The organism is Methanolobus sp. ZRKC2 (genome assembly GCF_045291185.1).
Classification (GTDB): Archaea; Halobacteriota; Methanosarcinia; order Methanosarcinales; family Methanosarcinaceae; genus Methanolobus.
On the sequence record NZ_CP146980.1, the window covers coordinates 100,966 to 120,883 of the forward strand.

Annotated in this window: 20 protein-coding genes; 6 read left to right on the forward strand and 14 right to left on the reverse strand. The window is 43.2% G+C overall.

Annotated features, from left to right (window positions below):
- Window positions 1-15: 15 nt before the first annotated feature.
- The 4 genes from V7O62_RS00485 to V7O62_RS00500 form a co-directional block, all read right to left on the reverse strand.
- Window positions 16-1,224, reverse strand: coding sequence for an ATP-grasp domain-containing protein (locus tag V7O62_RS00485; RefSeq protein ID WP_406657053.1), 1,209 nt, complete (start codon window positions 1,222-1,224; stop codon window positions 16-18).
- A 13-nt stretch (window positions 1,225-1,237) separates the two neighbouring features.
- A complete protein-coding gene (locus V7O62_RS00490; protein WP_406657054.1) occupies window positions 1,238-2,305 on the reverse strand; it encodes a 60S ribosomal export protein NMD3 in 1,068 nt (355 codons plus the stop codon).
- A gap of 137 nt (window positions 2,306-2,442) precedes the next feature.
- Window positions 2,443-4,119, reverse strand: a complete 1,677-nt coding sequence (locus tag V7O62_RS00495) for a histidine kinase dimerization/phospho-acceptor domain-containing protein (RefSeq protein ID WP_406657055.1) — start codon at window positions 4,117-4,119, stop codon at window positions 2,443-2,445.
- The gene (locus V7O62_RS00500; protein ID WP_406657056.1) at window positions 4,112-5,230 is read right to left on the reverse strand and encodes an FIST signal transduction protein; all 1,119 of its coding nucleotides are present in this window, start codon (window positions 5,228-5,230) and stop codon (window positions 4,112-4,114) included. The genes V7O62_RS00495 and V7O62_RS00500 overlap by 8 nt, the downstream gene beginning before the upstream one ends.
- Before the next feature lie 286 nt (window positions 5,231-5,516).
- Here V7O62_RS00500 and V7O62_RS00505 point away from each other — a divergent pair, with 286 nt between their 5' ends.
- Genes V7O62_RS00505 through V7O62_RS00515 form a run of 3 tightly spaced genes read left to right on the forward strand, consistent with a single transcriptional unit; the run spans window position 5,517 to window position 6,047 of the window.
- Complete coding sequence (locus tag V7O62_RS00505; protein ID WP_406657057.1) at window positions 5,517-5,669, forward strand: hypothetical protein; 153 nt, start codon at window positions 5,517-5,519, stop codon at window positions 5,667-5,669.
- A 40-nt stretch (window positions 5,670-5,709) separates the two neighbouring features.
- On the forward strand, window positions 5,710-5,877 hold the full coding sequence (locus tag V7O62_RS00510) for a hypothetical protein (RefSeq protein ID WP_406657058.1): 168 nt from the start codon (window positions 5,710-5,712) through the stop codon (window positions 5,875-5,877).
- Window positions 5,868-6,047 carry a hypothetical protein gene (locus V7O62_RS00515; protein WP_406657059.1) on the forward strand — a complete coding sequence of 60 codons (180 nt, stop codon included), beginning with the start codon at window positions 5,868-5,870 and terminating at the stop codon, window positions 6,045-6,047. Before V7O62_RS00510 ends, V7O62_RS00515 begins: the two co-directional genes overlap by 10 nt.
- 33 nt (window positions 6,048-6,080) lie before the next feature.
- On the opposite strand, the gene V7O62_RS00520 is transcribed toward V7O62_RS00515, so the two are convergent.
- The 7 genes from V7O62_RS00520 to cdhA form a co-directional block, all read right to left on the reverse strand.
- Window positions 6,081-6,428: a hypothetical protein gene (locus V7O62_RS00520; RefSeq protein WP_406657060.1), complete on the reverse strand. Its 348-nt coding sequence runs from the start codon at window positions 6,426-6,428 to the stop codon at window positions 6,081-6,083.
- A 161-nt stretch (window positions 6,429-6,589) separates the two neighbouring features.
- Window positions 6,590-7,999, reverse strand: a complete 1,410-nt coding sequence (gene acsC / locus V7O62_RS00525; protein ID WP_406657061.1) for an acetyl-CoA decarbonylase/synthase complex subunit gamma — start codon at window positions 7,997-7,999, stop codon at window positions 6,590-6,592.
- Between the two features lie 3 nt (window positions 8,000-8,002).
- Entirely contained in the window at window positions 8,003-9,328 is a 1,326-nt protein-coding gene (cdhD, locus tag V7O62_RS00530; protein ID WP_406657062.1) for a CO dehydrogenase/acetyl-CoA synthase subunit delta, read from the reverse strand.
- 26 nt (window positions 9,329-9,354) lie between these two features.
- The gene (locus V7O62_RS00535; protein WP_406657063.1) at window positions 9,355-10,107 is read right to left on the reverse strand and encodes an AAA family ATPase; all 753 of its coding nucleotides are present in this window, start codon (window positions 10,105-10,107) and stop codon (window positions 9,355-9,357) included.
- Window positions 10,108-10,119: 12 nt separating this feature from the next.
- Window positions 10,120-11,535: a CO dehydrogenase/CO-methylating acetyl-CoA synthase complex subunit beta gene (gene cdhC, locus V7O62_RS00540; RefSeq protein WP_406657064.1), complete on the reverse strand. Its 1,416-nt coding sequence runs from the start codon at window positions 11,533-11,535 to the stop codon at window positions 10,120-10,122.
- Window positions 11,536-11,568: 33 nt separating this feature from the next.
- A complete protein-coding gene (gene cdhB, locus V7O62_RS00545; protein ID WP_406657065.1) occupies window positions 11,569-12,087 on the reverse strand; it encodes a CO dehydrogenase/acetyl-CoA synthase complex subunit epsilon in 519 nt (172 codons plus the stop codon).
- Window positions 12,088-14,499, reverse strand: coding sequence for a CO dehydrogenase/acetyl-CoA synthase complex subunit alpha (gene cdhA / locus V7O62_RS00550; RefSeq protein ID WP_406657066.1), 2,412 nt, complete (start codon window positions 14,497-14,499; stop codon window positions 12,088-12,090).
- A gap of 362 nt (window positions 14,500-14,861) precedes the next feature.
- On the opposite strand from cdhA, the gene V7O62_RS00555 reads away from it, so the two are divergent.
- From V7O62_RS00555 to V7O62_RS00565, 3 genes are all read left to right on the forward strand, one after another.
- Window positions 14,862-15,725 carry a rhomboid family intramembrane serine protease gene (locus V7O62_RS00555; RefSeq protein ID WP_406657067.1) on the forward strand — a complete coding sequence of 288 codons (864 nt, stop codon included), beginning with the start codon at window positions 14,862-14,864 and terminating at the stop codon, window positions 15,723-15,725.
- Window positions 15,692-16,141, forward strand: coding sequence for a hypothetical protein (locus V7O62_RS00560; protein WP_406657068.1), 450 nt, complete (start codon window positions 15,692-15,694; stop codon window positions 16,139-16,141). The genes V7O62_RS00555 and V7O62_RS00560 overlap by 34 nt, the downstream gene beginning before the upstream one ends.
- Before the next feature lie 175 nt (window positions 16,142-16,316).
- Window positions 16,317-16,901: a TIGR00288 family NYN domain-containing protein gene (locus V7O62_RS00565; RefSeq protein WP_406657069.1), complete on the forward strand. Its 585-nt coding sequence runs from the start codon at window positions 16,317-16,319 to the stop codon at window positions 16,899-16,901.
- Here the strand turns inward: V7O62_RS00565 and V7O62_RS00570 are convergent.
- From V7O62_RS00570 to V7O62_RS00580, 3 genes are all read right to left on the reverse strand, one after another.
- Complete coding sequence (locus V7O62_RS00570) at window positions 16,898-18,070, reverse strand: homocitrate synthase family protein (RefSeq protein WP_406657070.1); 1,173 nt, start codon at window positions 18,068-18,070, stop codon at window positions 16,898-16,900. The two genes, V7O62_RS00565 and V7O62_RS00570, sit on opposite strands and share 4 nt — an antisense overlap.
- A gap of 193 nt (window positions 18,071-18,263) precedes the next feature.
- Complete coding sequence (locus V7O62_RS00575; RefSeq protein ID WP_406657071.1) at window positions 18,264-19,097, reverse strand: NAD(+)/NADH kinase; 834 nt, start codon at window positions 19,095-19,097, stop codon at window positions 18,264-18,266.
- On the reverse strand, window positions 19,094-19,903 hold the full coding sequence (locus tag V7O62_RS00580) for a bifunctional fructose-bisphosphatase/inositol-phosphate phosphatase (protein ID WP_406657072.1): 810 nt from the start codon (window positions 19,901-19,903) through the stop codon (window positions 19,094-19,096). The genes V7O62_RS00575 and V7O62_RS00580 overlap by 4 nt, the downstream gene beginning before the upstream one ends.
- Window positions 19,904-19,918 lie beyond the last annotated feature (15 nt).

Genomic DNA, 19,918 nt, shown 5'->3' on the forward strand with positions numbered 1-19,918 from the left:
GCCAAAAAACATCTTTCAAATATTATGAACATAAGTGCTATTTGTTGTAGGATTTCCTTCATGAGACGTTCCTAAATCCAGACACTCGCGTATAAACATGACGCTACGTTTGGCTTTGTTTATCGCTGCTCCTCTGGAATGCCCTGTGGACAATACTGATGTCAGGGGCTCGTCAACGTGTATCATGTCTCCTACGTTAGGAACATCTGCAATTTGTTTTTCCAGGATAGTATTATGGATATTATCTGTTATCTCTTTATCCCTGTCTCCATAAAGTATGGCCCTGACAGCATATTGTTTACTTCCGGTCACTTCAGGACGTATACTGCCGTCAAATGCCTGCATATGTGCCCCAAATATGTTCGACCCTGTGGCCATCTCCACAGTATCAAGACTTCCCTGAAACCTCGCATTCACTTCGATTATGACCGGACCGTCTTTCGTTATAAGGAAATCAACCCCTGTAGACCCTATAAGTCCAAGTTCTATGATTAGCTCTTCAGCTATGTTCTTCATTTGGTTAGCATAGGGTGTGATGAATGGTGTAATGTTTCCACAATATGCAAAGGGAAGCTTTGTGAGCCAGGGAATTCCTATCAATTGTTCATTAATGGCAATCGTACGTGCCTCGCTTTCCGTGGAAATTACAGAAACACTTGCAGGAGTTCCCAAAAGGTAGTCCTGAAGTATCATGTTTTCTTTCCTGAATGGAACCTGTAACTTACTAAGGCATTTAAGATAAATATGAAGTTCTTCCGGGCTACTGACAACCCTGTTAAGTATACCGCCACCTGAACAAGCAGGCTTCACCATTGCAGGATAATTAATGTCCTCAAGTTCTGCCAGGGGGTATGTTTGCGGATGTGGCATATCCAGTGATGCAAGTATTTTTGCGAACCTGGATTTGTCTGAAACCTCTCTCATGATATTGTATTCGTTTTGTAATATTGGAAAACGTTCTGGGAATTTCATTGTCTCGAAACCGGATGCCGGTATAATTGCATCGAAATCGATCCCGAAATTTTCTATCATTTCAGAGAGTCTGGAAGGTTCGATATTCCTGGCATCGAAACCCTCGCCTACATCAAGTTTTATAGCAGCTTCGACACACTCAAGCATGTCAGAGTCGCAGAATGCGTCTATAGCAAACATATTGTAGCCTGCACGCTTTCCGGAGCAAACGATATTACGGGTACTGAATCCGATAACGAGTATATTCTTCATAGTTTTTGGGAATTCAATTGTCATTCTTTTTCGTTGCTTCTTCAGGCAATACTACGATACCGTTACGTGTTTTTATTGCAGGAACTTCGTCTCCTGCTTCTGCGTTGAACAAAAGGGGTTTCTTAATTGTTACCGTTTCAAATGTTTCCGGGTCAAGCAGCATGATTTCATCTTTTTCCGTTGCAACTACAACGGTTCTGGCAGCATCTTCTTTTCGTGCAACCAGTTCCGCATTCTTTATGTCATCAGGTTTTGAAAGATATCTTGAACCGCTTACAAGATCCGTTCCTGTTACATTTTTCCCGAATTTCTTTATCTCAATGACCCTTTCCCCGAATTCTATGATGTCTCCTGGCATGAACTCGGGTAACCTCAAAGCAAATGTGATCCTGTAAACATCCTTGCCATCCTTTCTTGTGAATAGATTGGGTGATTCTGAAAAACTGCCTCCGAATTCAGATATTATCTCCTTGCAGATATCGCGGCTTGCGTTTGCCGAACCCATATACAGGTCAATACCATCTCTGTCATCGATAGAATTGGAGATAAATGCCATTCTGTCACCTTTCTTGCGCATCCTTGTCAGTATGGAGTTGACAATGTCCATACATTCTTTTTTCTCATCATCGGTCAGACGACGGTTTGTAGCCCTTATCTGAAGTATGGATTCGAAATATCCTCCTGATACCCTGCTGCACATATCACAGGCTAGTCGTGTGATACGTACTTCGGTCTCTACTTCCTGATGTAGCTGTTCACCTACCACAAGGGCATCGACTTCAACTTTTGCACGATAGAGATGAGGTGTCATCTGTCTGGGTTCGATATAGAGTTCGATGTTATCAGCTTTTTCATGTATGAGCAGTTCATTTTCTACAGTCTGAATGACGATCTCATCGATATTCAGGTCATTTGTCCATCTTCCCCTGCTAAAGCGTGCTCCGCAGTTTGAACATATCTTTGCATGCAATACCTGCGGTACCTGTACGAGGTCAGAACTCTTAAAGAAACATTTCTGACAGAGGCCATCCACAAGCCTTTCAGCATCTTTCCCGCATTTAGGACAAATGATGTAGTTCATCGTTTCAGAATCCCTTCCCGGACTAATAATGTTTTCCCTCTTTTCGGAATTCTAAGCTCGGTACAAAAGAGTGCGCATCAAAATACCTTTATCGATCCTGCGAATCTTACTTTCCCGGAGTCTTTTTTGCCAGGCATTTAAACAAGGACTAACTGGGACTCTTTTTCCTTTTCTATAGCTACCGGGAGAATGAACGAAAAACAGTTATCCTTTTCATTAGCCTCAAACCAGATACTTCCCCCGTGCAACTCTATGAACCTCTTTGTTATCATCAGTTCAAGTTCAAAAACTTCATTGTTTTTGGGTATACTTTTGAAATTCTCAGTCAATATGTCGATGATCTTTTCTCTTTCATAGGCAGAAAAAGTTTTTGTGTCTCCCTTGACTGTTATTTTCAGCATATTAATAACCATACTCAGCTCGAGACTAACTTTTTGCTTTTCACCGGTGTGTTTCAGAATGCAGCTAAGCAAACTATATATGATTTGCTTGAACTTGCTTCTGTCTGCATGTATTTTTCCGACTTCTGTCTGAGTGGCAACTGTCAGGTGCACATTATCACGTAACATAACAGGTTTTAATGCTTCTGTAACTTCTACAACTGCCCTCATGATGTCAAAGTGCTCTGTATTAATTTCAATGTTCTGCGTTTCCATCTTGGAAATACTTAACAGGTCATCTATCAGTTCAAGCAGTCTTTTTCCGCTTGAATTAATATACTGGACATAACGTGATTGATCTCCATTCAGTTCTCCAAAGACTTCATCTTCCAGAACCGCTGAAAATCCAATGATTGAATTCAGGGGTGTCCTAAGTTCATGACTCATGTTTGCAAAAAAATCATTTTTTACCCTGTTTGCAACAGCGATCATTTTTGCATCAAGAAGGAAATCCTGCATTTTTCTTTTCTCAGTAATGTCTACGATGATCCCCCTGAGACCGACGACTTCCCCTCCTCTTATCATCACGGTTGAGGACATTATTACGCTGACGGTTTGACCTTCTTTTGTCAACAGGTCATATTCGATAGAAGGAAGTTCTTTTGCAGACAACAGATCTGCAAACCTATTTTTGAACTTTGCTTTTTCAGATTCAGGGATCAACTCGGAGAGGCTGAATCCATTGTACAGTTCTTTCCGCGAGATTCCCAGCATTCTGAGCCCGCTTTTATTTATATACGTAAAGTCTCCCTTAAGGTCACATTCATAGATCATTTCCGGTAAAAGCTCTGCCATATCCTTGAATCTTTTTTCACTGATGCGTAGCTTACTCTCTGCCCGTCTTCTTTCTTCTACTTCCATGACACTGCGTTCATGATAGAGGCATGCTTCTATTGAAACAGTGAACTTTGATATTACGTTTATCAGTTTATTCAGGATGGTCTCATCATGTGTCTTTTTTTCAAGGGAGGAATATAACTTGAGAAAACCAATATCTCCAAGCGGAAATATATAATAAGTACCATCATTTATGTTCTTTTCAGCTACCATTTCCTGAAAATAATCATCAGAGGAACCTACTACAATAGGCTCTTTTTCCTTGGTCAGGGTAAATACCGGATTCGAGAGGGAAAGATTTGCATCTCGTACCAGGTATTCGGGATTGGCATAGACGAGAGTAGCTTTTTGAGAATGTTGTTGTGTGAGATACTTGTCTTTTATCCATACAGATGCAAAAACAAAATTTTCTCTTGCTAAAAGTTTGCTAAGGAATGTATCACAATTTGTTTTCAGATCAAGGGAAGTCCCTATTGAGAGTGAGAGTTCATAGAGCAATGAAACATCTTTTATTATTTCCTGATAATGATCATTCATAGAAACGCCCCACAACAACTGTACAGTTGAAAAATTCTAGAATACCATCTTGGTAAGAGGAGATTTCACCTACCGAGAGGATACCTTCCGGAATTACCTTCTCATCTACTTTCTTCAGTTCTCTTGCTATTGAGCTCAGCTCAGCATTAAATTCATTTCCTAAGAAATTATACCTTCCTAAGCATTCAACCACCAATGTATTTCTTGCTTTTGTTTTGGGATGAATTGCCTCCTTTGCGGCTTTTGATGCTGCTTGAAGCATTTTTTTGCTTTCACTTCTAAGAATACTTAGAGCAGCATTTTCCGGCATTCCGCCGGGGCAGATAAGTTCTCCGTTTTCTGTTACTCTTGCGGGCACCCTTGCAATGTATTCTCTGTCCTCGCAATAAATACCAAAGGAGAAGTTTTCAATGAGTTCTGAGAACTCATCATCGTTCCATTTTTCTCCCATAGCTTTTTCAATGGTATCTTTGTATTCCTGATAGGCATTTTTCCAGTTAAGTTCCTGGATAACATGGTTGTTTGATTTTGTAACAATGATCGGACCCGAAATGAATTCCAGTCCGTGGTGAACTCCCAATCCGGATTCCATTCCTATGGGAACAATGATAGCTGCATCCTGAAAAAGACCTGCCGGGGTGAATACACATGGATTACGTTCTACTTGCAAAAAACCGGCTCCTGCTCCTATGTAATTGACGGAGTTGCCCAGGCTGTTGAATGTCCGGTGCAGTAATTGTGTGATGTTTTCCGTCATTCCGTCAAGCAGGATCATCAATGTGTTCTTTTTGCTCGTATTTTCGAGTATTTTTCCTTCAAAAGGCGGAATTCCGAAGTCCTGACTATCAAGTCCTTTTACAAGAATTGGCTTTTCAATTAAGGGAAACTTTTGCACAACAGCGCCTGAATGGTGTACCTTCGTTCCATGAATCAGTCCGGGAAATATCCCTCCGAAAAAATCAATGCCATGATAATTAAGCTGCCTAATAAGCTCATCCACGTCTGTTTGCCCTTCTACTGCCAGCAGTATCATTACTGCTTCATTGTCGCTCATTTCAAGGTCAACGATTTCTCTTACAATGTCTTCTGCAAAGGAACTTTTCAGGTACATATGGTTTTGCACTCCCGGTCAAAATAGTTTATCTATGAACCTTTTCATGGGCAAGAGTATTGTGATTTAATTCTGGCATACACTTGCTGTAACTAAGGTAAAACCTACATATATTTAGCATTTGCGTAAAAGTTACTCCATTCTGTACGTTTGCGCAAAATAATATCAATTGATGTGCTATATATATGATATATACTTTACTGGCATATATATCTATTATTTGCATCAAATATATACGCCCGGCAAAGAATAATGGACTTGTAGAAAGAGAAAGGAGCGAATAAAGATGCGAAACATTCAAAAGTGTGTAAATTCATATACAAATAGAAAAACAGATAATGAAATTAAGTTTGTTATCAAAGGTCAGTACGAGAAATCCATTGACCCGGAGGACCTGGAATTGATCAGGTTCATGATCGGTGGCATCGATGCAAAATGACGGGTTGGGGAAAAATTGCAATTTAACGGGAGTAAGAATTGTGAATAAAGAGATCGGACTATCCTGCGAGCACTGCAATACGGAATTGAAAAGACAGCTTTTAGGCTCGAATGTTTTCTATTATTGTAAATGTTGTGGCAGGATCACTTCAGCAAAAGACATGGTCACAATTACTATCAACGATGAAAGAGTGGGAACATGTGTATAATAGAATCAATCGGATATTCGGAAAGGAACAAGATGATCTATTGTAGTGATTGCGTAATTTTCAGGAAAACAGGTAAGTGCGAATATCTTAAATATCTGGAGTCAAAGATCAGGGCGGATTTTACAAAAGATTCGCATCCTGAAATTATGGTCGATGACTGTGGTTTTTAATTTTACTCCTTATTTTTGAGAGTATGATCTTTATTAATCTGTTAACCAATCCACATAAGCTACAAGTTCTTTCTTTTCCCATTCATGCAATCTTTTCGGACTATCTTTTCTAGACGCATTGAAAAGGGCTTCAAGTTGTTCATTATCAAGGATATGTAGTTTATATTTTCCTTTTTCACTGTCGCGGATGAAGTAACCCGGTTCCATAGAATCCGATTTTTTCCACATGGTTATCTTATCATAATCCCAGAGTGTAGTAGCCCATTCAGCAAGTTTGATGATATATTCATCTGTGATATCTGCGACATTGCCGATGATAGTACAGTGTTTTTCTTCCTTTGTTAACTCAAGGCTGTTGGGACTTCTTATGATAGGCTCCATATTTTTCCACACATTAGAATTCAAGATGATATATAATAATTTTCTGATTAAACATTGTAGCCAGAATTATTTTTCAAACTTTGGGATATTTTCTGGCTGTTGATAAAGAGAGAAGTTCCGTGCATAGCTGCACGGAATATTCGTTGCCTATTTCAACAGAATTATTTTTTCTGTGGTGGCCAGTTCTTTTCCATCCATCCGGGGATTCTTCCTGAATCAGCAGGACCTATCATCACATTGGCACCTGTCTCATCTTCCACATCACCCTGCAGACGTGCTGCAAGTCCGGGAAGAATGATGGTGTTGTGTGTAGTTTCCTTCTTAAGGTCAAATCCGGAATCCTCTATTCCCTTCTTGATCTTGGCAGCAGTAAGCTGTCCGCCGGCCACTGCAGCCTCTACACCGATACCATCGGTATCAATTGCCCAGAGGAAGCAGTCGATCTTGTTGGATGAGATATCACTCTCTACTGTGTAATACGTGAGAGCGAAGTTGGTTGTGACCAGTACCGGTGAATCTGCAGTTGGCTCTCCTACCTTGTACATGCCCGGATCAACCGTTACAGGCTTTCTCGGATCAGTGTAGATAGTGTCACGGATATGCAGCTCAGGTAGCATTGCATAAGGCTCTGTACTGTGAAGAATCATTATGTCACCGTATTTGATGGTGAAAACTGATGCAACAACTGTTTCCCAGTATGAAGCACTTACAGGATCATCGTGAGCCATCCATGCCGTGAACGGAACTGCCATTATCGGATAGGCGATGTCACGGTCACCTTCGATTCCAGCTCTGCGTACCTTAATGAAGTTGGTAAAGGTCTGTTTGAGCTGCTTGCCAGTCGGGAATGTTCCCGGATCAAGTACAAGTTTCTCGGTTCCCATTTCTGTAAAGGTCTTTGCCAGCGTCTTGAGAAGATCAAGATCATTCGGTGCAAAGAGTGTTACAGGTACATCGTACTCCAGTGCAAGATCTGCGACTTCTTTCCAGTTATCTTCATTTGCTGCATAGAGTAATGGATTCCTGTCTTTTGAAACTTCAAGACCTGCTTTAAGAACTGCAGGGTCAAAGGAACAGAGAATGATGGGTAAGTCCGTTGTTTCAACAACCTTCTTGACTGCTGCAGCAAACTTTGCAGGATCATTGGATGTGCAACGCACTGCCACTATATCTACGGTGAGGAAATTACCGACGTAGAATTTCTTGAAGTCCTGGATGTATTTTACTCTCTCAACCAGGTCCTTTTCATCCATTGTGTCCCATACATCGTAAGCATACTGTGTCTGGTTGAAGAATGTAAGCTTGTGCCTGTAGAGTACATCGTCTCCGCCGATCTTAGCGATCTTGTCACCAACACCGATTTCGACTTCTCTTATTTCGGGAGCAAGGAGTGTGTCCAGCTCTTCGAATTTCTTCTTGAACTTGTCTTCAAGGATAGGTGTACAATCTGTGAGTTTCTTGGACCTGTCGATAAGGTGTGCTGCAAAAGCCATACATGTCTGCTCGCCACATAATCCACAGTTGGTGGCTGGCAGGAACTTGTAAGCTTCCAGTGGACTGTTAATTTTCATTTATCACACCTCCGCTCCGATCCAGTTAGTGATATCTATTTCTTCTGACTCAATGGAACCATAGAGTGTCTGTGTAATTTCCTTGAGCACTTGCACTGATGTCGGATGCATCATCATGAACATATCATTGCCTGCAAGTGAGAGTGCAAGACCTGTGACGATCTCCCAGATAGGTCCACGGTATTCTCGTGGTCCCCAGTCAGAATCCTGACTTAATGGGGATGAGACCATCCATGCTTCACGGGCACCCCATGCGTTGGTGGTACCTGATGACATCGGGAATGTCAGTTCGTCATCACCCATAAGACCAGCAAGCCTTATGCGTTCCATGTTGGTATAAGCATAATCAAGACCATAGCCCAGTGCTGCAGTTGTCGGATCCATCACAATGCTGTCCCTTGGAACATTGCACTGCTTCATAAGCTTCCTGTTAAGTTCCTTCTGGGCGTTTATCTCAAGCTGGGTCCAGGAAAGCACGGCATGGCCATGGTTGAGGGCTGCTTTTGCAATTCTCTCGTAGTCAAGGTTCAAACTTGCGGATGCGAGTAGTGCTCTCTCACCCTCTGCAACTTCGGCTGCCCTTTCAAGCACTTCAGGGTCCTTTTCCGGGTTGCCCGAACCACCGATAACTATAGGCACGTCAACTGCCTGGAGTACATCCTCAACAACCTTTGCTGCTTCCTTTGCAGGAGTGTCGTTGATGAGAGGGTCAGTTGAGATTAAGTGAATGGTTACCATGTCTGCGTTGAAATCACGCACGACCTTCTTTGCCCATTCGGCAGGGTCGTTGATAACGTCTTCATAGTTGCCTTTGACTGCCTTTGCCATGCCTATTGGCATGTCGAAAACGTCCATTGTGACATAGTTTCTGTGGGGCATTTCAGCATCGAAATAATATGGAAGTGCGTTTTCGCCACCAATGGTAACAGTGCTTTTCCTTGAGCCACCGTCACCTGACGTAGCACCAAGAGTTACTTCCTGTATTGGGTTCTTCCAATTATCTACTTTTGCAACCTCGAATTTGGAAGCAAGGAGTTCCTGTATTCTTGGAGATGTCGGAAGTGCTTCTGGCTGTGGCATCTCTCCCAATCCGAAAGCAGATGCTAGCAACTGTTCTGCAGGGAATCCGAGCATCCTTCCAATGTTAGCCATATGCAGGGATATCTGGGATATTTCATTTCCCAGTGCGTAGGCAAGTGCAGGATTGAGTCCTCCTCCGCCTGTAATGTTGAGCTCGACGTCGCCTTCAATGGTCACACCTTCCAGTGACTCTACATCGAGGTCCTGCAACATATCACTAAGCTGTGATAATTTCATTTTCTTTGTCATGTGCATTCCACCATATGATATATTTGTTACAAACCAAGTTTCTGAGCGATCTTCTCAATTTCCTTTACTGCAACGGAATCGTCAGGAAGATCAAATAAAGGTTCCCCGGCAAGATCTCTTTCCACTATCATCTCATCCACAGGGACCATTCCTATCAGTTCAAGACCGAGTTCCTCAGCAGTACTGGAGATCCTCTCGCGGTTTGCATCTGTGACCTTGTTAGCAATAACATAGATATTGGAAACATCTGTTTCCAGCTCATTCACAAGTTCCCGGATACGCTCAGCGGTTCTCAGACCTCTGCGCGAACCGTCCGTGACGACTATAAGATCATCAACATTCTTGAAGATCTTCCTGCTGAAATGTTCCAGACCGGCCTCAGCATCGATGATTAACACATCATAATTTGTCACAAGTTTGTTCATGATGCCTCGAAGCAGGTTGTTGACGTAACAGTAACAACCAGAACCTTCGGGTCTTCCCATTACAAGCAGGTCATATCCTGGCATCTCCTCAAGTATTTCGTAGAGTTTTGATTCCAGTATAGATTCCTTGTTAATGTCGGGAGGAAGATTATCACGTTCCTCGTGCATGTATTCTTTAATGTCGCCGATGGTCTTGTTGGTTTCACACCCAAGGGTTTCCGGGAGATTGGTGTCAGGGTCCGCATCAACTGCAAGGACTACCTTGTCACCTCTTGTAAGGTGGCGGATGAGAAGACTGGTCGTTGCCGTCTTCCCTGTCCCGCCTTTACCTGTCACTGCAATTATCTTAGCCACAGAAGACCTCTCTTAGTCCTGTTTCTTGATGATTACCTTGTCGATGCTGACCTTTGCATTCTTCAGAATGATCTTGACACCACCTGATCCGCCACCGCCTACCATTGGCATGGATGGCACGAAGTTTCCAGCCTGCATCATCTGTGGAGCAGCAAATCCACCCTGTGGGGCTGCTGCCTCGGAAGTTTCTTCCTCTTCAGGTGCTTCCTCTTCTTCCTCCGCCCATCTTTCAATTATTGGGTGGTTCTTTTCCTTGAGGAAAGCTCTGAGACTTTCAACATCTGATGCATCCTCTTCGGTTGCGATCTTGTCACGGATCTCTTCAGGAATGTCGTTTATTACCTTGTCCTTGAGCATCTTTGGCATCCATGTTACCCTGTCCCAGCCACCATCGGACTGGATAAACTTTGGTGAACGGAAGTAGTTGACACCTACACCAAGGAAACCTACAACCTGCTTACCTCCTCCGGTCTGTCCTGCCATGGTTGAGAACTGAAGTCCGTTTGGAGCTGTGCCTGCGAAGTCCCTGTCTACCCATCCGATACCGTCAACTTCAGGGATGTAGAATCCCACTACTTCGAAACATCCGCATGATGTGTGTGGGTATTCGAAGAATGAGTGCAACTTGATACGGTCATATTCACCGCTTGAAAGTCTCTTTGCAGCTTCATTGACACCGGTATATTCTCCGGATTCTGCGTCGATGACATCTCCTTTTGGAATAGCGAACTGAGGACCTTCGGGGTCTACCTTTGCGGCTGCCCTTCCGTCGAACCAGTTGATGGCACCACAGAGTGATATCCTGTCAGGTGTAACAACACAGACGTTGGTAGGAGCGAATGATGCACAAAGTGTACATCCGTAGAAAGTGTCGACATCTTCATCGTGAAGGTCACGTGTCCTGTCATCCCTTGCCTTGTAAACTGCCCTTGCATTTTCAACTTCCTTCTCGATCTCATCCATATCTGTAATATATATGGCTTCGACCTTCTCTATGAATGGAAGTTCGTTCTTGAAAAGCATCATAATGGCTTTTGCAACAGACTCGAAGGATGTCAGGCCCTTTGCAACTGCATCCTTGCTGACCCTCATCCAGACATCATCTCTCTGGTTCAGGTGCATGAATCCCTGTATGTAGTTCTGGAATTCGTGGTTCCTTCTTTCTACAATGGACTCAAGGTCAGTTTCTACAAGTTCACCGGCGATCTTGTAGATCATTGCAAGAGGGTATCGGGAACCTTCTTCCATATCTGCAATGTCGGGACCGACAAGTGTGAACTTACCATCTTCAACACTATCCATCTCTGCTGCCCTTACAAGTTCGAATCCTTTGGATTTCGGACCTGCAAGTTCTGCATACATACCATCTTTTCTAATCCTCTCTCCTTCAAACATAGGAGATATCTCAAAAGGAAATTCATCTGCCATGATTAGTTCTCCGTATTGTCACCAAAATTGTAATTATACTTGTATATTCTCAATTAATTCGTCAAGTGCTTCAAGGTGTACCTCTGGTTTGAGGTTACCAAAGGACAATGTAGCATTCTGCATGAAATGTCTCTCGATAGTTATAGTCTTCAGGTCTGTGAAGTTCTTCAGACCCGAAAGTACCTGATCAAGATAATACTTCTTGTGTCCGAGGAAGATTATGGTGTCATATGAACCCTGTCCGTCAAGGCCACTCCATTTTTCATCCCCTATGTAGTGTGCTAGAGCATGAATATTAATATATTTTGCACCTACGTCCTTTCCGTTAAATGCGGTTATGGAATGCCCGGTCGCTGCAACCGGGACACCTTTCTTTCCAATAGCAACTGCTTTTTCAGTGAGTGTTTCATCACCAACAATCTCAGACCCGACTACAAAAAGAGGTCTCTTTGCCTTTGAGATCATCTTAGCTGCCACAGAGGGGTTGACAGGTTTTGCCGTTTTCCTTCCCCATGTGGTGTAGACCTGTGTGTTCTTGGTTGTATCTACCATTTAGCATCCCTCCTTGCAGAGTCTCTTGACATTTGTGGGTTGGGCAGAAACATCTGATTTCATAGTCGGACCGGAGAGGATCTTCTTACGCTTCCAGTCGATCTCCCATCCGTGTTCAGCTTCAAGTATCTTCAGGAGCTCCTCACGCTTTGCAAGTGGAAGGTCTGTTTCTGTCCTTACGAATTTGTACCAGTCTTCGGGCATATGTCCGAGGTACTTCTGGCTGAGTTCCATGTAGTGGGTGAGCTTGATCATCCTTCCCATGTTGTTGTCGGATGGGCGGATACAGTTCTTTGCAAGCATTGGGAAAAGCTCTTCAACGGATTCCACAGTTGTGAGCAGGAATTCAGGTGATGCGGGAATCGGCATTTCTGAACCATCTCTTGCATCAAAGACCTTCCATGTTTCTTCATCATATGGCTTTCCAATAAGCGCCCTTCTGTACTTGGAACCGTGTGGTCCGACAACTACGGGAATTCCAAGCCTGTTACATCCGGAACCGATAGATATGGCCTTCTGGGAGTATGCTCCCCATGCGACACCAACAGCACCGATACGATTTGTGATGTAGTCGGCGATCTCTTCGTAGTTACCGGATACCTGCCTCTGGGCAAAGATAGCGGCAACCTTGATGGTTGTTCCTGTGATGTGTGAGTTGGAGACGCATGAACCTACATTGATCAGGTTACCTGCAAGGAACTTTGCCGGATACTTCTCATAAAGTGTTTCTCCATCTTCATTCTTGTACATTCCAAGGTCCATTGCAGAGCATCCGGACATTACGACTATGTAATTCCTCTTGAGCATTTCATCTGCAACTGTGTACAGGTCTTTTGTACCGTCAGGATAATTGGAACATCCTACCATTGCAATTATTCCTGGTGTTGTTCCAAGTACGAGGTTTACACCCTCTTCACGGATCTCTGGGTCACTGATCTGTCCTCTGCCTGCACGCATGAGTCCTTTTTCTTCGCTGATAAGCTTCCTGGATGCCCTTTCGATCATATTGAAGACTGGTATATCCTTTGGACATGCCTGGTCGCATCTGCCACAACCAATACACTTGTCATGCAGGTACTCGAATTCGCTGAAATCATTGTCAGCTCCTGCTCTCATGGCGGACATTATCGGGAGGTTTGCAGGGCAATCCATTTCACAGGCTGCACACTGAACACACTTTGCCGACAGTTCCTGGAGTTCCTCATCGCTTGGAAGTGCTTTGATGCCCATTTCATCGCGGATCTTTGACATCTTGATTGCAAGCTCAGGGGCTACCTCGCCAAGAGTATCGAAGTTAAGGATAAGTGCTCCTGGTTCCTTAAAGCTGGAAAGGTCCTCTATGATATCTGCTGCATTGTCATTTGACCTGTTTGGAAGACCGTACATGATCTTTTCATTTGTTGTGATAACAGGGATTGAGAGCTTCTTAGCCTCATCAAGAACATCTGCCCTGACACACTGTTCATCAACAACGATAACATCCGGTACTCCGGATCTGATCATCTTGAGTTCCTTTGCAAGGGTACCGATGACCTTTGCCTGCGGCTTGCCACCCTGATCAAGCTGATAGCGTGTCATATCAATAGCAGTACAACACAGGCCACCAAGTTCTATCTCATCTTCCAGACCGTGATCCTGTATGTAATCCATGATGTAAGTTACACCTGCAACATTGTGTCCGATGACAAGAAGTACGGGTTTGTTTGAATCAATACAGCCCATTCCGATCTCTACAAGAGGAGCTTCAGGATCTGATTTCGGCATTCCCAGACATGAGACCTGGGCAAGGTCTGACACTTCCATACCGACGTGGTCAAGCATACCGCCGTGAAGGACCTTTGATTCGAAATCTATAGCTGCACCTTCCTGACCTGCATGGACAGTAGCAAGTAGCTGGTTAATCTGTTCCTCAACGTAGTCCATGACTTCTTCAAGGTCGCCAAGTGTTTCCGGCTTGATACCTGTTACTGCCTGGGTGTTTGGAGCAACCAGATTGGAAGGCCCTACATCTATGGGTTTGTCGTGTCCGTAAAGGTCTATCAGGTGATGAAGGATGTGACGTCCGTGTGCAGAGTGCGCAGCAGCACCGGTGATTACCCTGAGGAGAGTTTCACGGGCCTGGTGAGCCTCCATGTTTATACCACATGCGCCTTCTTTGTTACCGGTAAGGTCACATTTACCAAAGGTACAGTAACAACACTGGTCACATACCGGAGTGTAAACCGGCTGGTAGCGGGAAAGAAGCTTATAGTCCCAATCCCTCAGGCCAGAGATTCCGGGTTTTGGAGTGGGACCGACTTCGACTCCCTCTTCTTCTGCTTTTTTCTCAATGGCACCTACGATCTTGCCGATTGTGATCTGGACGTTTTCCAGTTCATCAATGGAAAATTGTCCAGCTGATATATCGCTCATTTTGTATCTTATCCTCCTTTTGGTGTATTACTAGAAAACAAAATCATGTTAAAAAGTTTCATGCTCTTTTCAATCCAAAGTAAAGTTGAAACTGTTTTTCTGGGTGTTCTTATACAGCAATCCTATATAAAAAAGTTTCCGGATTTGTCACGATTATATGTGACAATAATTTGATAGTTTCACATATAGGGAAAAAATATATCTTAAGCAGTTTTTGGATTAACCCTCATAAGCAATTTAAACATATAAGGTTTCCGTCATCTATAATGATTATTCTTGACAATCAATGACGTACCTTCCATTTTTCCCTGGAAATAGTTTTATTTGATGCGAACCTTATTAGCAAAGAATATTTCAATACGGTGAATCTTTTGGATAAAAAATGCTGGATATGCGGCAGGGAAGAACATATCCCTTTTAAATGCCGCTTTTGTGGGAAAGTGTTCTGTTCCAAACATAGGCTTCCTGAGCAACATGCATGCGAAGGCCTTGCACATGTAAGGGAACATGGTTCCGGCAGTATGCATAATGGTCGTACTGTTCCGGAAGCTGATGATGTCCTCAAAGGAATGCTAAAGAACACAGCAAAGTATGCTGCGAAAAGTGCTATTAGCGGAGTAAGCTCCAATATTAAGTATTCCATGAAAAGTAGTCCCGCCATGGCAATTCTCTGCCTCTGTATCTTCTCATTTCTTTTGCAGTTGATACCGGGTTACTTCCAAGCCTTCATGCTTATTCCCGGTGATATCTTTGTCCGTCCATGGACATTGTTTACTCACATGTTTCTGCATGTGGATTTCCTTCATCTTCTCTTTAATATGATGGTCCTTTTCTTCTTCGGGCCCGAACTTGAGAGAAGAGCAGGGAAAAACACGTTTTTGAAGGTATACTTCATTGCAGGTGTTCTTGCAGCAATCGGCTATTCTCTTACAAGCTCGCCTAATGCGGCGGTTGTAGGGGCAAGTGGTGCAATAATGGGCATCTTTGCCGCACTCACGATCATAGCACCTGAGATGAGAGTTTATGTGTACTTTATTCCCATGAGAATATGGCATGCTTTGATCTTGTTCGTGCTGATTGATTTCATGTATCTGGGCTCCAATGATATGGTTGCGCATACGGCACATTTGAGTGGTATACTCGTAGGTCTTTTCATGGGAATGCGTATCAAGCAAACAACCAAGAAAGACCAATGGAGGGATCCGTATTATTACTATGGAAGGTGATCCTGCTGGAAAAGGACATCAGTCATCTCAAAAGTTTCTTTCCAAGACCCGGGGAGAACGAAGAGATACCTATCCAGTTTATTGACATGCAGGAAAAGTTAGCAGGTTGGTCTCCCCGGTTGAAACGCTCGGTATATGTTGATGATTATAAAGACACAGAAGACCTGAAGAGAGTGCGGGAGGTTACCGTACTCAGGGTCTACAACTGGCTCTCAGACGGGGAAAGTCTTATCGAGCTGTCAGAAATGGAGAAATCACAATTCGAAGGGGTAGTGGATATGTTTATTAAACATGGTGGAGAAATCCATTATACAAGGATAAAAAAGGGTGGAAGATTAGTGAACCATTTCAGACTTGAAAATGATTCCTTCCGGGGAGTGAAAATAAAAGAAAAACTACTTGCAGATATTCTGTGAAAATAAGTATGAATTCTGCGTTTACGGTGGCGTTTTAGTAAGGATTATATGTTATCATAGTAAATATTTACATGTTATTATATTGTTTATAGCAAATGTAGAATCTGTATTACAACTTTAAGAATTGTGTTTGATCAAGTATTATAGCAATTATATATTATTATAGTGAGGTATCATGGCCAATGTTAAAACCGGACTTAATTCTATTGTCAAGTACCTTAGTACAAAGAAGGAAACCGGCAGGCGTAGTATAGGTCTGCTTGTAGATGGTCCGAATGTGCTCCGCAAGGAGTTCAATGTTAATCTCGAAGAGATAAGAGATGTGTTAAAAGAGTATGGAAACGTAAAGATTGGCAGGGTATTCCTGAACCAGTATGCATCCGACAAGCTTGTCGAAGCTATTGAAAATAATGGTTTTGAGCCTATCATCTGCTCAAGTGATGTAGATGTGCGACTTGCCGTTGAAGGGATGGAACTAGTGTACAATCCTACAATAGATACTCTGGCATTGGTCACAAGAGATGCTGATTTTAAGCCTCTTCTGAACAAGGCAAACGAACACGGGAAGGAAACCATTATATTCGGTGTGGAACCCGGATTCTCAACTGCTTTGAGAAATTCTGCGGATTATGTTATCATTCTTGAGAATGATCAGATGAACTATTATGATGACTACATCCCGGAGCCTAAAAAAGATGGTGAAAGTGAGGATCTGATGCAGGGGTCACGCAGGAAAAAAGATGTTTTGCTGGACTACTAATTCTCGCTTAAGTCCCTGATCATTTCATTAAGCCTGGAGGGGGGTATTCCCTTCTTGGCTTCTGTGCAGTTTTTTATCTTGTCAAGAAGTACGCAGAGTTGCTCTTTCTCGAGTTTGTATCCCATACTTTTAACGATACCCTTTAATGCCTTCATGCCGGTATGCTTTCCAACTATCAGGTGACGTGTTCCTCCAACCATCTCCGGACTGAAAAGTTCATATGTCCTTGGTTCTTCAAGGATGGCACACACATGTATGCCTGATTCGTGTGAAAATGCATGCTCGCCTACAATAGCTTTATTGATGGCTGGTTTAATTCCCGAGTACTCATTGACCATTTTGGAAAGGTTAGTAAGCTTAGTTGTATCGTATCTGTCAATTCCATACTGGACCCTTAGAGAGACAAGTAGTTCTTCAAGGGAAGCGTTACCTGCCCTTTCGCCAATAGCATTGACTGTTGTATGAAGCTGCTTTGCACCTGCTTCTGCGGCAGATAGTGTATTTGCGGTAGCAAGTCCCAGATCATTATGGCAGTGTATGCAGATGGGCGTGTTTACAACTTTTTTAATCTCACTGATCAGATAATGTGTTGTGCTGGGATTGAGTATGCCGATGGTGTCTGCGATGCTAACATAATCGACTTTGTAATCCTCGGCTGCAACGAATGCTTTTTTCAGAACTTCTATATCGGTCCTTGTGCCATCTTCCGCAGCAAACCTTACTCCTATCCCATGCTCTTTTGCGTACTCAATAGCACTCATTGCGGAGGTAAACATCTCATCATAGCTTTTATGGTACTTGTATTTGAGGTGAAGCTCTGACATGGCTATGAAAATACTTATGAAATCAACATCACAGTCAACTGCTGTCTCAACATCGCTAATAACTGAACGCGCAAGGCAACATGTCTTTGCATTGAGCTCCATGTTTGCGATTTCTTTAACTATATCTTTTTCAGCGGATGATACCACCGGGAATCCGGCTTCAATTATCTCTACTCCGACAGTGTCGAGTTCGGTAGCGAGTGCTATCTTCTCATCTCTGGTAAATACCACTCCTGGTGTCTGTTCACCATCCCTGAGGGTGACATCACATATTTCTATATCCAGAGGTGATAGGTTGAGATAATCAATGAGTCTGTTTCTTGAATAAGCTTCAACTTCCGACATGTTCTTGATTCCTGTGAATGACGAAAATCCCCAATACTCAATATAAATTTTAGGTTTTTAACCCTTCTTTTTCATTAAAAGCCTGTCGCCAAACAGCAATCTTTATTAAGTAAGTAGAAGGCATGTGCTTGCAGCTTTGGGTAAATTGAAAGAAAACAGTTATTCGTATTAAAGTCGCGTCTCAAAAGTATATTTATGAAAGTTTGCTCTGGACCTTTTCATAAAAGCCGTTAATAGAGCTGCTAACAAACCTTGCAGGTTTCTCTGATTTGGTAAGTATGACCTTGTCGCTGGCCTTGATGCTGTAGGAATGCTGCCCATCGATAACGATAGCTGCTTCCTTTTCAGGAATGGTCATTTCCACTGAAATCTTACTGGTTGCAGGTACGACCCACGGACGTGCGGAAAGCTTGAACGGGGCAAGCGGCACTATTAATGATGCGTCAACCCTGGGATCAACTATCGGACCACCTGCACTCATTGCATAGGCAGTTGAGCCGGTTGGGGTTGCAAATACAACGCCGTCAGCTCGAAGTTCCTCGATCATGGATTCATCAACAGATACCCTGAAGGTAAGTATCTTTGCAGGTCTTGCGGTGATAAGCACCACCTCGTTAGTTGCCGGGGGGAGAACCCTTCCGTTGAGATAGACTCCAAGTCTGCTGCGCTCTGTGTATGTGAATCCTTTAAGCACATCCTCTATTGCACTGATGGCATCCTCTGGCTGAACGTCTACAAGGAAACCGAGAGTTCCCATATTGATTCCTAATATCGGAAGTGGATCTTCCATTTTGGAAATATTGCGAAGTACCGTACCGTCTCCGCCGATGGAGACCACAAGCTCGACTCCTTCTTCCCGCATATTCTCAACAGGCATGCATTTTTCATCAATACAGAGGTGCTCGGCAGTTCCCGGGGATAGGAATATGTCAACTTCCATTTCAAAAGTTTCTATTATTTCCCTGGCTAGATCTAGGGCTTCCTGACTATCAAAGCGTGATACAATGCCTATTTTTTTAACCCTCATGCCGAATCTCCCTTTGATAATTTTAATATCGTCTCATGCGCATGGTCATTTGAAGCTACCATGTAGACTTTGTTGAGTATATTGTCCTCAAGTTTTAAAGGTGCACCGGAGCCATCGGTGACTTTTCCCCCTGCTTCCTCAACAATCAGTTTTCCGGCTGCCACATCTGTCAGGCGCAGGGATCCCCGTACATCAACGAATGCGTCGAACTTACCAGCTGCCACATAACAAAGTTCAAGTGCTACGCTTCCGAGCACCCTCACCCTTCGTACGTTTTTGAGTAACGTAGCTGTCTCCTCTATATGAGGCCGGTAACCATAAGCACTAATGCAGAACCTGTTTATTTCAACTTTACTGGATATTTGTATTCTCTCTGTATTTAGGAATGCCCCTTTTCCCTTCTCTGCATAGAACACATCCCCTGTTGCAAGGTTCTTCACATATCCGAAGCATACGTCCTGAGGGCCATTTGTGGTTATAGCAAGGGATATACTGTAAAAAGGAATCCCGAAGGATGCGTTATATGTCCCGTCAATGGGGTCGACTATGATGGTATATTTTGGAAGGTCACCAATAATTTTCTCGCCACATTCTTCACTCAATATCCTGAAAGGCCTTCCTTCTTTCTCGAGTATTTCCAAAATGACCTTTTCGGAAATGTCGTCTATCATCTTTGTGGGGGTGCCGTCAGCGCCCATGTACACAATATCATTCGCATTGAATGTCCCGACGACATTTTTAATTCTCTCATGAACAGCATCAGCTATCCTGTTGCTAAGATCTAGAAAGTAACCATGTTTTGGCATAAAAAAGAGATTGAT